Origin of the sequence: Paenibacillus sp. R14(2021) (assembly GCF_019431355.1) — a bacterium.
Classification (GTDB): domain Bacteria; phylum Bacillota; class Bacilli; order Paenibacillales; family Paenibacillaceae; genus Paenibacillus_Z.
Genome location: NZ_CP080269.1, coordinates 4,027,401 through 4,043,331, shown reverse-complemented (window position 1 = coordinate 4,043,331; position 15,931 = coordinate 4,027,401). Strand labels below are relative to the sequence as shown.

General features: G+C 56.9%; 9 protein-coding genes and 1 riboswitch. All 9 genes read right to left on the bottom strand.

The genetic code is table 11. The annotated features are described in order from the left end of the window. Nucleotides 1–135 precede the first annotated feature (135 nt). Complete coding sequence (locus tag KXU80_RS18780; RefSeq protein ID WP_219834724.1) at nucleotides 136–8,382, bottom strand: penicillin-insensitive murein endopeptidase; 8,247 nt, start codon at nucleotides 8,380–8,382, stop codon at nucleotides 136–138. Nucleotides 8,383–8,504: 122 nt separating this feature from the next. Continuing rightward, nucleotides 8,505–8,580, bottom strand: a riboswitch (cyclic di-GMP riboswitch). A 295-nt stretch (nucleotides 8,581–8,875) separates the two neighbouring features. After that, on the bottom strand, nucleotides 8,876–9,157 hold the full coding sequence (locus KXU80_RS18775) for an RNA-binding S4 domain-containing protein (protein ID WP_219834723.1): 282 nt from the start codon (nucleotides 9,155–9,157) through the stop codon (nucleotides 8,876–8,878). A gap of 2 nt (nucleotides 9,158–9,159) precedes the next feature. Next, complete coding sequence (locus tag KXU80_RS18770) at nucleotides 9,160–9,432, bottom strand: HU family DNA-binding protein (protein WP_219834722.1); 273 nt, start codon at nucleotides 9,430–9,432, stop codon at nucleotides 9,160–9,162. A gap of 181 nt (nucleotides 9,433–9,613) precedes the next feature. After that, entirely contained in the window at nucleotides 9,614–11,092 is a 1,479-nt protein-coding gene (mazG, locus tag KXU80_RS18765; protein ID WP_219834721.1) for a bifunctional methyltransferase/pyrophosphohydrolase YabN, read from the bottom strand. A gap of 57 nt (nucleotides 11,093–11,149) precedes the next feature. Further along, entirely contained in the window at nucleotides 11,150–12,751 is a 1,602-nt protein-coding gene (locus KXU80_RS18760; RefSeq protein ID WP_219834720.1) for a polysaccharide biosynthesis protein, read from the bottom strand. A gap of 492 nt (nucleotides 12,752–13,243) precedes the next feature. Beyond that, nucleotides 13,244–13,786, bottom strand: a complete 543-nt coding sequence (gene spoVT, locus KXU80_RS18755) for a stage V sporulation protein T (RefSeq protein ID WP_219834719.1) — start codon at nucleotides 13,784–13,786, stop codon at nucleotides 13,244–13,246. 243 nt (nucleotides 13,787–14,029) lie between these two features. Beyond that, the gene (locus KXU80_RS28130) at nucleotides 14,030–14,161 is read right to left on the bottom strand and encodes a hypothetical protein (RefSeq protein WP_258171056.1); all 132 of its coding nucleotides are present in this window, start codon (nucleotides 14,159–14,161) and stop codon (nucleotides 14,030–14,032) included. Between the two features lie 46 nt (nucleotides 14,162–14,207). Then, nucleotides 14,208–15,062 (bottom strand): ABC transporter ATP-binding protein, encoded by an 855-nt coding sequence (locus tag KXU80_RS18750; RefSeq protein ID WP_219834718.1) that lies wholly within the window; start codon nucleotides 15,060–15,062, stop codon nucleotides 14,208–14,210. Between the two features lie 65 nt (nucleotides 15,063–15,127). Then, nucleotides 15,128–15,928: an ABC transporter permease gene (locus KXU80_RS18745; RefSeq protein ID WP_219834717.1), complete on the bottom strand. Its 801-nt coding sequence runs from the start codon at nucleotides 15,926–15,928 to the stop codon at nucleotides 15,128–15,130. Between the last annotated feature and the right edge of the window lie 3 nt (nucleotides 15,929–15,931).

The window sequence follows — 15,931 nt, the reverse complement described above, 5'->3', positions numbered from 1 at the left end:
ATGATTATCACTACAAGACACCAATACACACCAACATGTTATTATGCACAGAATAAGCGTCCACTTAGATCTCATAAATTCACCCCGAGCATTGTGTTAGGCCCCCCAAGAAGGATTCCTGGGGGACTTTGTTATTTACTTTTTGAAATCAATGTGAAGATGGTCATCATGTCCACTTAATCTTTTCACTTTTGGTCTATATGTTTTTATTAATTCAGGATCATTAAATCGAACTTGCTCTACATTTCTATCAGCAATAATTAAGCTTACCAATTTACTTGTTGCTTTGCGGTCATATACCTTAGAATCCCATCTCACACCACCCTGATTTCTGGTATCGGTTCTAATTGGTCTAATGTCTATATCTTTGCCATCACGATGGGTTTCATGGGGCTTAAGCTTCCCACCATTTTTTTTACTAATATCATTATAATATATCAGTCTTTTATCCACCTTAGCCCAATTTGCCGCAATACGCTTAAATGCCGCTATTGTTTCAGGTGTCCCCCAGGAAGTTAAAGCACAACAATTTTGTCGTTTGAATCCAGGGCCTGTTTTCGGCATTTCAATAAATCCGGTATCTGAAACTTCAACATTTGAATCTGGAACTTCAACATTTGAATCTGGAACTTCAACATTTGAATTCGTGGATGTATTATTATTTAATTGTGATGTTTCTGTAGTATTTGATGATGTACCTGTTGCAGGTTTGTCGCCTGGGAGAATAGCCCAATGGCTACCAGAAATCCATGTAGGTGTATCACCTGGATGGAGAACCCAATAATTACCTCCGAATGGATACGATTCATGAGCAATCTTATTCTCTCCCATTACGTATCCGATAACTATTCTATTTTCTATAATTTCTCTTCCCATAAAGGCAGTATCCTTGCCTAAATAAATATAATCACTTGAACTAAGATTTCCGAGACGAGTATTATTTCCATCAACTGAAACAGAAAAATGTCCATTCGGATCAACGTTATTTATTCCATTATTACTTACATACGTATACAAGTTCAACGTCTGCGGCTGCTCAATCTCACCCTCATACGTATCCTCACTAATAAACCGGGCCGGACGCGGGTCATAGTAGCGCGCTTGCAGGTAGTAATACTGCGTCTTCCGATCCCAGTAGTAACCTGCGTAGCGAATCGGGTTCTCCTTAACCAAATCAGTGGTAATGTCCTCGGTTGGCTCTTCCGGATCATCCGCAATTTCGCTCTCCAGCGTGAGCATTTCTGCCGATGGCTGCTCGGTTTCACCCGTTACATAGGCACTTGCACCTGCCGCCTGATTGCCGTTCCCCGGATGATAATCCGGATCCGTATTGCCGCTGTCATCCTCAGGTCCCTGTATAGAGCCTGGGCTTCCGTTGCCTGTGCCAAGGTCGCCGATCCAGCCTTTGCCCTCGACAACTCGCTCACCGAAGCGATTATACATATGGGTGACTAAGCCCCAAGCATCATACTCGTAACGAGCCGCTACCTTGCCATCCTTGTCGGTTAACGCCACGACATCGCCATGGCTGTTGTACACGTACCAGAAGGTTTCGTCCTTGAACGTGATGGACAGCGGGCGCCCGTTGGTATCGTACGTGTAGGACTTGGTGGATTCGCCATCCTCGTCTTCATCGCCGCTCACCACTTCCTCCAGCAGCTCCCACGTATCCCCTTTGTAATGATACGTTGTCTTCTGCTGCTCGCTTCCTTGGTGATTAAAGCGTGTCTTGCTTACGCGCCGACCGAGCAGATCGTAGGTGTACGACTCGCCAAAACCGTCCGGGAACGTGACTTTGGTCAGCTGACCGCGGGCGTTCCATTCGAACTTGCTTCGACCGTCGGACAGCAGGCTGCCTGCCTTGTCATAGGTGTAGTCGTACTCCTCGTACCGAATAAGGTTCTCACGGTGAGAAAGCTGATTCCGGGTATTATACGTATATTTCGTCCCGATGATCGTATATCCTTTGCCCGCTTCGCGAATGCGCTCGAACAGCTTCTTCTGCTCCCCAGACGGCAGGTTCACTTCACCGTTCACGATGTTGTCGATCGCGGCCAAAATGTTCTCAATCTTTCCGGTCTCGAACATCTCGTTAATGGCAGGGCTCGTGCCGCCGTCCGTGCCTCCGAAGGTTTTGTTGAGCTTCTTGTACAGGCCTAGCTTCTTGCCGTTGCCGTTCGCAAGCGCCTTGTACCAGCCCTTCGTGCTGCAGCCGCCGCCGGAGCCGTTGTCATCATCCTTGTCATGGCCGTTTGCGTTGCCGTTGTTACCATTTCCATGATTACCATTGTTGCCGTTATTGCCATTACCATGATTGCCGTTATTGCCATTATTACCGTTACCATTGCCATTGTTCCCATTTCCATTTCCATTACCATTGCCGTTGCCGTTGCCATTGCCGTTGTTTCCGTTACCGTTATTGCCGTTTCCGTTTCCTCCGCCATTCCCATTCCCGTTGCCATTATTGCCGTTGCCGTTCCCATTGTTGGACATGTTCGCGGCTGACTTTTGGAGGGCGTCGGACGACATTTTGTTGTGCCCGCTTCCGTTGCCGTTGCCGTTGCCATTGCCATTGCCATTCCCGTTACCGTTGCCGTTTCCATTATTGCCATTGCCGTTCCCGTTGCCGTTCCCGTTTCCGTTATTGCCATTGCCGTTACCGTTGCCATGACCATGCGCCGGCTCGGTGGTTGAGCAACCAGGGTCCTGACCGTCACCGGGTTCTTCAGGCTGGGAAGGCGGCTTCGGCTGATTCAAACCGTAGGATGCCAGTACGCGCTGGACAAGCTCCTCCGTCGTCATGACCTGCTTCTTGTCTTCCTTCGTGCCTTGAATGATCGTCTTGCGAACCGTGCGGTTGCCGGATCCGTCGTATTCGTATTGAACGGAATCACCCTCCGACGTATCGTACCGGCTCAATTGCTCCCGATCGTTGTACTGATAGCCGGACTTGTCATCCTGCTCCTGGGTCCCTGTGACGAAATCCCGCGCATTGTACGTATACTTGCCGGTATGCAGGGCATCGGCGTCATGGACGGTTGTCTGCGTATCGATCAGATGTCCCGGCTTGTAGGTCACATGGGTAACCGTGCCGTTCGGGTAGCTGATCGAAGTCACGTAGCCATCCGCATCATAAGTATAGTCGTAGGTCGCTCCACTGGTGTCTGTATAGCTAGTCGGCCTCCCGGCCGGGTCGAGCGTCATCTCCGTACGTTTGCCGTTAATGATCTCCGCCGTACGGTCACCGTTCAGGTTGTACTCGTAGTCGACAACATCCCCGTTCGAATACGCCACGCGCTTGACCTGATTGTTCGCGTAATATGAATAGGCAATGGTTCCTTCCTGGCTGCTCTTCGTCAGCACGTTATCCGCTTTGTCGTAGGTATAGGCAAGCCAGGTGCCATCGCTGTAATCCTCGCGCGTCACGCGATTCATGAAATCATACGTATAGCTTGTTATCCGTCCATCCGGCTTCTTCTCCCGCAGCAGGTTGCCGTTCGGGTCGTAGTTATAGTTGAACAGGTCGTGATCCGACTCGGAGCGAACCACGTCCTTTTGCACGCGATTGCCGGCCTCGTCATAATCATAGGCGGTCTTCTGCTGATTGCCGTCCTTCTGGCTGGTCCGGTTCATATCGGCATCGTATTCGAATGACGTTGTCGCCGAAGGGTCGACGACCGTCGTCAGATTGTCTCTCTTGTCATAGGTGTAGGAGGTCTCTCCATAGACGGGCGGCGTCTCGCTTACTTTGTTCCCCGCCGCATCATAGCTGTACGTATATGTCCCCGTGCTCGGCGCTTCTTTGCGCGTCATTCGGCCAGCCTGGTCGTAGCTGTACTGCGTCGCTTCGCCTTCCCGGTTATATTCGGCGGACAAGCGGCCGTCCAGGTCCACGTCGAAACGCTGCACATGCCCTAGCGCGTCGATTTCCTGAATGCGATCCCCGCGCAGATTATACGCCCACTGCGTATCATGGCCAAGCGGATGCCGCTCTGCCGTCATATTGCCAGCCGGGCTGTATGCGTACTTGATCCAATGTCCGGAAGCGTCCACGGTCATGGTCTGCTGGCCCTTCGCATCATAGGTGCTTGTCGAGGTATGGCCGTTGCCGTCCGTTACGGCAATCATCAGCCCCCGCGGATCATATGCATACTTGGTCGTGATTTGCTGCCCGGTCAAATCAGGGAATTCATAATGCGTCTCGGCCTTCGTCTGTCCTTCCGCATCCGGCAGATAACGCATGACGTTGCCGTTCGCATCCTGCGTCAGCACCGCATTCCCCGCGCCGTCATAGAGATTCCGGGTGGTGGAAGCAATATAGGCCGGCTCCAGTGAGCTGGCACCTTCCTTGTACGTCACCGTCTCGGTCAAGCTGCCGCCGTCGTCGTAATGGTTGACGATCGCATTGTTCAGCGCATCCAGCGATGCAACGACATTGCCGCCCGTATCATAGACCGTCAGTTCCCGGCTGCCGTCCGGGTGCGTCACCGATGTCTGCCGGCCTGCCGCGTCGTACGTATAGCTCGTAATTCGGCTGGCTCCCGTCGCGATGTCGGTTTCTTGCAGCGTCTGCAGCCGGCCCTGTTTATCGTACGTATACGTGCTCCGAAGCTTGGATGGCTCTCTTGTCGTCAGCAGATCGCCCGCAGGGGAATACTCGCTGGTCGTCGTGGACCACTGACCCGCACCGAGCTCCCGCTGCTCTTGCACCACGTTGCCCCAAGCATCCGGCGTAAACAGCACGGTTTGCGTTCGGCCGGATGCATCCACTTGCTCGATCGTTTTGGCTAATCGGCCGAACGAATCGTATTGATGCGTCGTGCGCTGTCCCTCTTCATTGACGTCAACCGTTTCGTTGCCAAAGGCATCATAGGTCGTCGTCGCCGCGTCCCCAGCTTCATTGACCGATTTGAAGAGCCGGTCGTTAGCGTCGGTCTTAACCGTGTTCATTACCGTAATCGGCTGGCCGTCCTCATTCAAGGCCGATCTTACCGTTGTAGTTGAAGCCCCATTGTAACGGTATATCGTGTTGTTGCCGTTGCCGTCCGTCTCGCTCAGCGTGCGGCCCAGCTTGTCGTAGCTGTAGCTTCGCGTGCTCAGAATCTCATTCCCCGGCCTAACAGGGTCGCTCTTCCCGCTCTGCAGCGGCGTTCCCTGCCATACGGGGATCGGCCCGCCCGTTACTTCCTCGGCGCGGTTCCCGTTCTTATCGTACCCATACGTCTGCCAGGAGCCGTTCGGATTTTTCTGCTCCACCAATTGACCGACCGAATCATAGACGAACTCCGTTATCAGCGTACGAGCCGCGGCTGGAATCCCCTGCACCGGCAATTGGTTCGGCAGAAGAACGTTAACAGTCTCGGTCTGCTTGACGATGCGTCCTTGCTTATCGTATTCATAGGCCGTCTGCCCGCCGTCCGGTGCGGTTACGCGCGATTGCTGGCCCGCCTTGTTGTATTCGATTGCCGTTACCTCAGGATGGTCATCCGGCGAGACGACAATCTCGACGGCTTGTCCGGTTGCATTATACAACGTACGCGTCAACAGTCCTCTGGCGTCTACTGTCTCGACAGGCAGCCCTTGGTTGTCGTATACGGTCGTTTCGACGGCCGTGCCTGTCGTTCCGGCCTCCACGGGCTTGGTTTCGCTGCGCAGAACCCGTCCTTCACCATCGACGGTGTAGTCGGTGACCGTGAGGCCGTCGGAGGTTTGGATGAGCTGCCCGCCGTCGTTGTAGTGCATGTTGTTCGTTCGCTTCACCGACGGTTCGGCTTGATCGTATGCGTCCTTCTTCAGCAGCCGGCCGAACGGATCGTAGTCGAATACCTCGACGAGCCCTCCAGGCGATTGCTGCTTCGTGACGTGACCAACGTCGTCATATTCGCGCACGACGACCGTTTCGTCCGCCGTGCCTGCATCCGTCAATTCCTTGACGACGTTGCCGTTCTGATCGTTCTCGTAGGACACTCTTGTTCCGTCCGAGGTCAGGAAGCCGTTCTTGTCGTACGTGTAGCCAAACGCGTTGCCCTCGCCGTCCGTGCGTTTGGACAGCTGGCCCTTAGCGAGATACTCTTCTTTCGTGATGACGTCGTAAGCTTCGTGAATGCCCGCTGGATCGCTGACCTTGGTCGTCGTTGTCCGGCTCACGATATGGCGCCCGTCCTTGACATAGCTGTACCGGACATCGTAGCCGTCCGGCCCGATCTCGGAGATCAGATCCCCGTCGACATCGTAAGCGGAGGTCAGGATCGTGCGCGCAGGGTTCATCTGAGCTTCAAGCCGATCATGTCCGTCATACCGGTACTGCTGGGAGCGCCCCATCGGATCCGTCTCTTCTACAAGCAAGTTCCGGTCATATACGAACGCCGTCTTCGCCTCGACTTGTCCGTCCGCCGTCGTTACCGTCCGCACGCGCTCAGAAGGACGGTTCGCATCGGTAAAGCGCAGCGTATAGGCGCCGGAAGGCTGCGTCACGACCGCTTCCTGCCCGTCGTAGGCGGCACCGACGAACTCTTCGACCTGATCCTGCTTGCGCGTCATGGACATCCGCTGCACGCGGTTATCCGTATCATAGGTCCACTTCGTGACGACCGCATCCGGCGTGATGCCGCTTTGCTCGCGGTCGCTGCTGCCGTTGTCGATGACGCGGTCGACGCGGTGAAGCGCGTCGTATGTAAATCGGGTGATCCGCTGCGAAGGGTCCCGGTAGCCGACGAACTGCCCGGCAGCATCATACATAAAGTAAAACTTGCGCTTCGTGCCCGGCTGGTTCCCGCTGCCGTCCAGCTCCGTCACGACCGTCGAATACAATTCGCCCGTACCCGGCACGTACTGGAAGCTCACGTCATGCCCGGCCGTATCCGTAACCTTTTCAATGCGGTAATCCAGCCCGCCGTGATACGTCGGCCAACTGATCCACGAGAAGAAGATTTCATTGTCATCGCGGTCCTGAATCATCCAGAACCTACCGTCGTTCTTGTACCGGTAGCGGAGCTGATTCGGCCATTCCATAATGAACGCGTTAAGATCCTCGGGATTCGTGCTCTCCGTATCCAGCTTCAATTTCGGATAATAGGTCTTCTGCCCGTCCGCGTAAGTGACATAAGCGCCGTTATCGGCATGAAACCAATATTCGGTTCCGTCGAAGCCGGTCCACGTGATGTCGCCGTCCGGCCATTTCTTCAAGCGGGAGTCCAGGCTGAAGCTCCAGCCGTAGCCGAGCATGCCTTTGACCCGGTTCTGATGGTTGTAGGTAAAATAAAGATCGAGGTCTTGCCCTGGCCCAGCCTGCTGGAATCCCTCAAACCGCTGATGGCCGTTGCCGGTATCCAAGTTAATACTGACGTTGTTGCCTGCGATCTGCGCCTCCGCGCGCGGCCTGTAGCTTTGGTCGCCGCCTCCCGGCACGAAGGGATGAAGCGGAAGCTGCTCCGTAACCTTGTTGCCGGATTCGTCGGTCAGCGTGACCTTCAGCTTCTCGCCGTCGCCGGGCGTGAACGCATAGGCCGCCTGCAAAGGCGCCGACGAGAAAGTCCGTTCTGCGGCCTGCCCGCCGCCCTCGGCTTTGATAACCTTAAGCCCGCCGACATCGTCCTTTGCCTCGACGGCTAGCTTCCCGCCGCCCAAGGGATGGATCGCGACCAATTCAGGGGCCGTGCGGTCCACGACGATGCGCGCGAACTGACCCGGATAACCCGGCAGCGGGACATCGCTCACGATAGGCGGGTCGCCCGGTTTCGCGCCCGGTTTGCTGAACTGGACCGTGTCCGGCTCCGCGCTCAGCTGCGCGTAATAATAGCCTTCCGGCACGGGCTTGCCTTGCGAATCTTTGCCGTTCCACGCATAGGTATTCTTGCCGGATTGGTCGACGCGCTGGTTGACCAGGGTAAAGCTCGTATCGCGCTTGATATCCTTCAACTGCAGCGTCACTTGGTACCCTGCCGGCGGCGCAATCGGCTCGCCCGACTGCGTTGAAATCCAGCTCGCAAGGGTATCCGTCCACGCGAACGTCATCGTGCCTTTATCGGCCGGCAAAATGGGATCCGTTACTTCCAAACGCAGATAAGCGCCCGGCGCGCCGCCTTTCTCTTCGCCGATTTCCTCCTGGGCAAGCAGCACCTTGGCATCGTTGAACGTATGGTAAGCCGGCGTCTCCGTTGCATTCGGATGCTGCCACCAGGTTTCTTCCGCCGACTCCGGCGCAAGCTGCACGGTCGCGTGCGACGCAAACGGCGCCAGCATGGCATTCATGGAACGCTGGGCTGCGGAAGCGGTCAACTCCCCGACCCCAAGCCATGATGCCGCAGGCATCAGCCCTGCAACCAGCGAGGAAATCACTACGCTTGAAATGGCTCTTACGGTATGTTTCGTCTTGTTCTTCATATCCCGTCTCCCTCTCTCTCTATCTCTTTCTCTTGGTTGAACGACAAAAAACCGCATGCCGAATATCGGCATGCGGAACCTAAGACATTGTACGTTAGCGTGTCAGGGGTGTAAGCAGCAGCTTCGGCAGTCTGGCGATCCAACGTGGGACCCATGACTTTGCGTCCCCGCCTCGCGGCGGATTTGCCTTTATCGGATTCTATGATGTCGTTTCTATCGAAATGACTACTTGATCATCCTGAGTTTACCAAATTTAACCGATTTTCAAATAGGTAAATAGTCCTATATTCAAATAAATGGTATAATACACCTAGTTGTCATTTAGTGTGCGGAAGATTGTGACGGCCATTGCACGGATCGGTGAGGCGAGCGCCTGAAGCTTGCACAGAAGGCGATGCATATTGGAAGTTGGAAGCGCCGCTGAATTTCGAACAAGGCAATATACGCACAAAAAAGCCGCGCCCAGCAAGATGCTGAGCGCGGCCTTCTTGTCCTATTGCCAGTCGAGCTTGTTCTCGGACTGACGCGATTCTTCCTTCAACAAAGTATACATCCCGCTTGCCTCGTCCTTCTTGGTCGTCTCCGCGATCCGCTCGACGCGGACGGTGACAATCTTCTGGCCGTATTGAATCTTGAGCTCGTCGCCGGCTTTGACGTCGCTGCTCGCCTTGGCTTCGCGGTCGTTGATCCAGACGCGCCCTTGGTCGGACACGTCCTTCGCGACGGTACGCCGCTTGATCAATCGCGATACTTTGAGAAATTTATCGAGACGCACGCTTACTTGATCGCGTCTTTCAATTTATTGCCGGCTTTGAACGCTGGAACTTTGGATTCCGCGATGGTGATCGGGTTGCCTGTTTGCGGGTTGCGGCCCGTGCGGCCGGAACGTTTGCGCGTTTCGAACGTGCCGAAACCGATCAGCTGTACTTTGTCGCCGCCTGCAAGAGCGTCGGTTACTTCACCTAGGAAGCCATTCAATACGGCTTCTACATCACGCTTTGTCAAACCGCTTTTTGTTGCAATGTTGTTGATCAGATCTGTCTTGTTCATTGTAAAATTGCCTCCTAAAATTTCAAATATGGTTGTAGGCAGCGTTGTCGCCGCCGCATCGCCTAATTTCCTCAAAACTAGTATTCTGCCTGTTAGCAAATAAATCCTGCCTGACTGGAAAAATTTTTTGCAGTTTTATGAGGAAACTAGCCGTTTTTTGACGATTCTTCTGAATGGTTTGCTAGGGCAGCCGCTTGGCTTCTTCCCAGTAGCGATCCATCTCTGTTAAATCAGTTTGGTCAAAGGAACGCCCGCTTATACGAAGCTGCTCCTCAATATATGAAAATCGTTTCTTGAATTTCATATTCGTGCGCGCCAGCGCCTCTTCCGGGTCGGCTTGGATGAACCTCGCCGCATTCACTGCGGCAAACAGCAGATCGCCGAGTTCGCCGGCTTGTTCTTCCGCATCCTGATGCGCGATCGCTTCGCGAAGCTCGCCAAGCTCCTCTTCGATTTTGTCCAGCACCGGACCGATTTCGTTCCAGTCAAACCCGACCTTCGCCGCCTTCTTCTGGAGCTTGTACGCTTTCATGAGCGCAGGCAGATCCGGCGGAATGCCGTCAAGCTGCGAGGCTTGGGAAGGATCGATGCCTTTGCGGCGCTTCTCCTCGGCCTTCATCTGCTCCCAGTTCTCAAGCGCCTCCTGCGCATCGCCGGCAGCGGAATCCCCGAACACATGCGGATGGCGGAACAGCAGCTTCTCGTTAAGCGATTGAATGACGTCATACACCGAGAACGTACCGACTTCCTCTTCCATCTGACTGTGCAGCATCACCTGCAAAATCACATCGCCGAACTCTTCGCGCATGCCGTCCGGGTCGTCATTGTCGAGCGCTTCGATCGCTTCATAGGTTTCTTCGATGAAGTTCTTGCGTATGGATTGGTGCGTCTGCTCCATATCCCACGGGCAGCCCTCGGGGCTGCGCAGAATCGCGACGATTTCATGCAGCCGCTCGAATGTCCGGTTGCGCAGACGCTCATCGGTGGAGCGCGGCAGCCAAATGAGCGAGAGGTTGCCGTAGCCCGGCGTGCGGTCCAATTCGTAGAGCGGCACGGTCAAGATCTTCTCTTCCCCCGGCACGCCGAGCGCATGGCCGATCGTCACGGGATAGTCATCCGGCAAGAGCTCCATCAGCGTCAGCTTCACATCGGAGGCCGTGAATTCGTCATACACTTGACCGATAACGGTATGTAGCTCCGTGCGGATCAACGACGGCTTGAGCTCCGCAGCGTCGAGGAGCTGGAAGCCTTCGATCGGGTCGAAGCCAAGCCGGGTGAAGGCTTGGTCGAGGAAGCTCTCACCGCCGAGAATATGCAGGTCGATTCCGGCTTCCGGGCAGCGTTCGCGAAGAAGCTGCACGGAGCGCTCTGCCACCATCGGATGGCCGGGCACCGCATAGATCAAGGCTTTCTTCGCAGCCGCTTGTTCAATCAAGCTTGATGCAATCGCTTCGTACACATCGGGAAACGAATCCATCTGCTCATACAGCGAGTCGAAGGTTTCGTAGGCGAGCTCATTATCGCTGAACAGGCGCATCATCGGATGCTTGTCCGTGCGGACGTAGCGGTGCTCCGCTTCCTGCAGCTTGCGCCACACGCCGAGCGTAAGCTGGTTCTCATCGCCGGATCCGAGTCCGACGACGGTAATCGTAGGTTGCATATCGATCTTCCTCCTTTATCTTGAACGCATAAACGTATCAACGCAGTCGGTAAAAGGCTAGGCGTCTTGCGGCAGCAGCCGCCATTTAATCAGCGCGGCGGCGAGCACATCGCCGCCGGGCAGCGCGCGCAGCTCGCGCGCGGTTAGGCCGCCGAAGCGCAGCACGGCGGCGGCGAAGAGCGCTCCGCCGAGGGCGGTGCCCCCGAGCGCGAGCGCTGCAGCTGCCGCCCGCGGCGGCAGCGCAAGGCCGAGCAGCGGGGCGCCGCCGCGCTCGGCCAGGACGAGCACCGCGGCCATGACCGCGAGTGCGAGTCCTATGCCCGCGGCGCGCCGCGCGGGCACAGCCGCGCCGGCGGCCCGGCAGACGGCTCCCGAGCCCAGCAGGGCGGCCGCCGTGAGCGCAGCGATGCCGGCGCAGGCGGCGCCGGCCGTGCCGAAGGCCGGCACGAGGGCGGCGTTCAGCGCCGCCTTCAGCGCAGCCGCGGCCAGCATGAGCAGGGCCGGGGTGCGCACCGCGCCCAGCCCTTGCAGCACGGCCGCCGTAAGCGCACTGACGGTGCCGGCAAGCGCCGTGCACCCGACAAGGGCGAACGTACGCGAGCCGTCAGCGTCCGCGTACAGCATCATATTGATGGGCTCGGCCAGCAGCGCGAGCCCCAAAGCCGCGGCTGTGCCGATACCCCATGCGGCCCGCAGCACGATGGCCGCCTGCTGCCGCACGGCCGCGGCATCGCCGCGCGCGAGAGAGCCCGCAAGCGCGGGGACGAATGCCCCGCCCATCGCGCCCGCAACCATGACGACCAGCTGCACAAGCGGCTGGCCCCGGCTGTACAGGCCGAATAGCGTCATCGCTTCGTCCTGCGGCAGACCGGTTCCGTGCAGCAGCCGCGGAACCGTAAACGCGTCCACCACGCCAAGCGCCGGAACCGCAAGGGCGCCCAGCGTGACCGGAATGGCGAGCGCCGCAAGCCGCATCATGATGGACAGAAGCCCTTCCGCCTGGGCATTCTGCCGGGAGGCAAGCTTGGACGCTGATCGGCCCGCTCCTCCGGCAAGCCCGCGCCGCTCCCGCAGCCAATAGCCGGCGAGGACAGCGAGGCCCGCCGTGCCTCCGATGGCTGAACCGGCCGTCGCCCCGGCTGCCAGTTTATCATCCGACCAGCCCAGATGCCAGCCGGCCATCAGCAGCGTCAGCATGCCGGCAACGCGTACGGTCTGCTCGGACAGCTGCGACACCGCCGATGGCAGCATATTCCCCCTGCCCTGATAATAACCGCGAAATGCCGCCATGAGGGGCACGACCCACAGGGCAAGGGCCGAAGCCCGCACCGCCGGCGCGGCCGCCGCATCGCCGAACCATGACGCGGCGACATGCGCGCCTTGCCAGAGCAGGATGAAGCACGCTAAGCCGCCCATCGCGAGCAGCCATGAACTGGCACCAAGCACTCGCCTCGACCCGCCCGCGTCACCGGCTGCTTCGCGCTCCGCGACGAGCAGCGATACGGCAACCGGGAAGCCGGCGGTCACCATGACGAGCAGCAGCTGATAGATCGGATAAACCGCGTTATAGATGCCGAACACGCGGTCGCCGGCAATATTTTGAAGCGGAATTTTTTGCAGCGTTCCTAGTGTCTTGCTGATGAGCATCGCAGCGCCCATGAGCGCCGCGCCTTTAAGAAACGTCGGCCCCCTGCCGCCGTTATCATGGGAGTCTCTTGCGGCTCCGCCACCGCTGTACGTCCCTTCGCTCAGGCTCCCCTCACTTGCGGCAGCCTGTTCATGAACGCCATCACCGAACCCAGCGTCTTCATGGCGCTGCAGCCGCTGCTTCTCGGCGCTTCGCCCAGAAGCTTGGTCTCGCGCTAATCCCGGCCCCGCCGGAACCGCGTCAGTTCCCCTAGCCTCAAGCTTACGGCCGCTTCCCGGCGTATCGGCTCGTTCCCCCTGCCTTTGTTTCAACTTCCGCACCTGCCTGTCTCTTCTCCTTCTCCCATTATACCCTAAACATGGCTGCGTTGACCCGCGGGAGAAGAAGAAGTGCCCTGCCTCCTCTTGATCCCAAGCGAATTCGAAGCGTACCCGCCGCTACGGCCCTCCCACGTAAAAAAAGCTTCCCTGAAGGCATTACCCTCCAAAGAAGCTTGTCGCTCGCTACTGTTCCATTTGCTTCGCAAGGAAACCGGCCGCGGTCTCCGCCATTTTCGTTTCCATTTGCGCCATTTTGATCGACTCGTCCTTGCTCAGCAGCACGACCGTGCCGATGGGATCGCCGCCGGCTACGATCGGAGCCGCCACGACCGACGTGAACGACTCGCCGACATCTTTCACCACTTCGAACGAGCCGCCGCCGGATTCCACGACCGTCTTGCGATTATCCATGCAGTTCTCCAGCATAGAGCCGATCTGCTTCTCCAAGTATTCCTTCTTCGGCGCGCCGGCTACGGCAATGATATTATCCCGATCCGTGATCAGCGTGATATGGTTCGTGCTCTCCGAGAGGGATTCCGCATATTCCTTGGCGAAATCGCCAAGCTCACCAATTGGGGAATACTTCTTCAGAATCACTTCACCATCGCGATCAACGAAGATTTCCAGCGGGTCGCCCTCGCGTATGCGCAGTGTACGGCGGATTTCCTTAGGGATGACGACCCGGCCGAGATCATCGATACGACGGACAATTCCAGTTGCTTTCATGTTCTAGTTGCCCCACTTTCCTTGGAAGGTTTTGAATTGGACTGGACGATTGGCATGCTGCTGCTGCTTTATTATTCAAGAGGAGAGGATCCTTGAAAAAGGTGATTATCGATCTGACCATAGTATTCATCCCCTCCCATTTTCTTATGCATTAGGCACAAACGCCAACAATTGGCGAACCCGCCGCAAGAAGTGCCTGTTTCCGCAGGCTCCCGGGCTCCTGAAAACAAAAAATCCCGCCGCTCACATTCGAGCAGCAGGATGACGGAAAAACAAGAAGATGACAATACGTCCAAGCCCAGCCAATAACCGTTTATTCCGGTGTCTTGCGCTTCCTTTGCCTTCCGGATTTCTCGCCGGTCCGGATCTTGCCATATGCAATCACTCCCAGGTTGGTATTGGCTGCCGCTTACATGTAAGGCTAGTGCTTGAGCAACTGACCCAGCTCCCGCTTAAGCAGCAGAAATTCAGGCAAGTCCCGCACTTCCGGCGTCCGCTGCGCCGGCAGCTTCACTTCGAACGTCTTCAGCATTCGCCCGGGGTTCGCCCCCATAACAACGATGCGCTGCGACAGGAAGATCGCTTCTTCAATATCGTGCGTAATGAACAGTACGGTCGTCTTCTCCTTGTCCCATACGTCCAGCAGCATCTCCTGCATCTCCAGCTTCGTCTGCGCATCAAGCGCTCCGAACGGCTCATCCATCAAGAGCACCTTCGGACGATTGGCCAGCGCCCGCGCGATGGCGACCCGCTGCTTCATTCCCCCGGAGAGCTGTTTCGGATAAGCGCCCGCGAACGACTCCAGCTTAATGACTTTCAGAAAGTGGTTGCTGATCGCACGGCGGTCCAGCGTGGGGATGCCCTTCAGCTTCGGTCCGTATTCGATGTTTTCCCTGACGGTCAGCCAAGGGAACAGCGTGTAGCCCTGGAACACCATGCCCCGCTCCGCGCCTGGCCCGACCACCTCTTCGCCGTCGAGCTTGACGGTGCCGTCCGTCAGCTCATCGAGCCCTGCCACGATGCGCAGCAGCGTCGACTTCCCGCAGCCGGACGGTCCGACGATGGTAACAAACTCATTGGCGCCGACCGTGAGATCAATGTCTTTGAGCGCTTCGAACCGACTCTTCCTCGATTCATACACTTTGTGCAGGCCGGAGACGACGATCTCTCCCTGCTGCCTTGCGCCGGTGCGCGCCGCTGCTCCCGGTGGAGCAGCTTGCACCTGCGCCTGCGCCTCCGCTTCTGGCGCCGTATCCTGCTTCTTCAATGCTTCCATGATGCTCACTCCCCATTTCTTCGCGTTTGGGACGATACGTTATGCGCGCTGCCCGTACCAGCCGCTTATGCCCAAGGGAAAAATCTGCGGTTCAAGAAGGCGAAAATCCGATCGCTGATCAGCCCCAGCAGGCCGATAACGATAATGCCGACAAAAATTTGATCTGTATTCAAGAAGCGCTGTGCTTTCATAATGGCATAGCCGAGGCCGCTGTTGACGGCGACAAGCTCCGCGACGACGAGATAGGTCCATGCCCAGCCGAGAATGAGGCGGAGCGTATGCATCAGCTGCGGCTGTATCGCGGGAATGAGCACCGTCTCGATTGCTTTCCAGCGGCCGGCGCCGAGCGTGAACGATGCCTGCAGCAGATCGGCCGAGACGCGGCGCGTGTTGTCGGCCACCATCAGCACGAGCTGGAAGAAGCAGCCGATGAAGATGAGCAGGATTTTCGCCCATTCCCCGATTCCCGCCCACACCATGATGAGCGGAATGAACGCAACGGCCGGCATGTAACGAATGAATTCCATTGGAGGCTCTACGAACGCCTCCCCGTATTTGAACGTGCCGGCGAAGATGCCGATCGGAATGCCGATGATGCAGGCGAGCAGGAACCCTGCCGATACCCGGAATACGCTGATGCCGATATGATGCCAGTAATCGCTCGTGCCGAGCAGCTTGAACATTTCCGTCAGCACCTTATCCGGCGTCGGCAGGAAAACAGGATTGACCGCCTGCGTGTAGCTCAGCGCCGACCAGAAGGCGAGAAGCAGCAGGAACGAGAACCCGGCAGTGAAGGCAAACGGCCTTCCGCCGATATCTTTGAAGATTTGGAACCGGTGAGGCTTTCGGCGTTTAGGCGCGTTCATCAG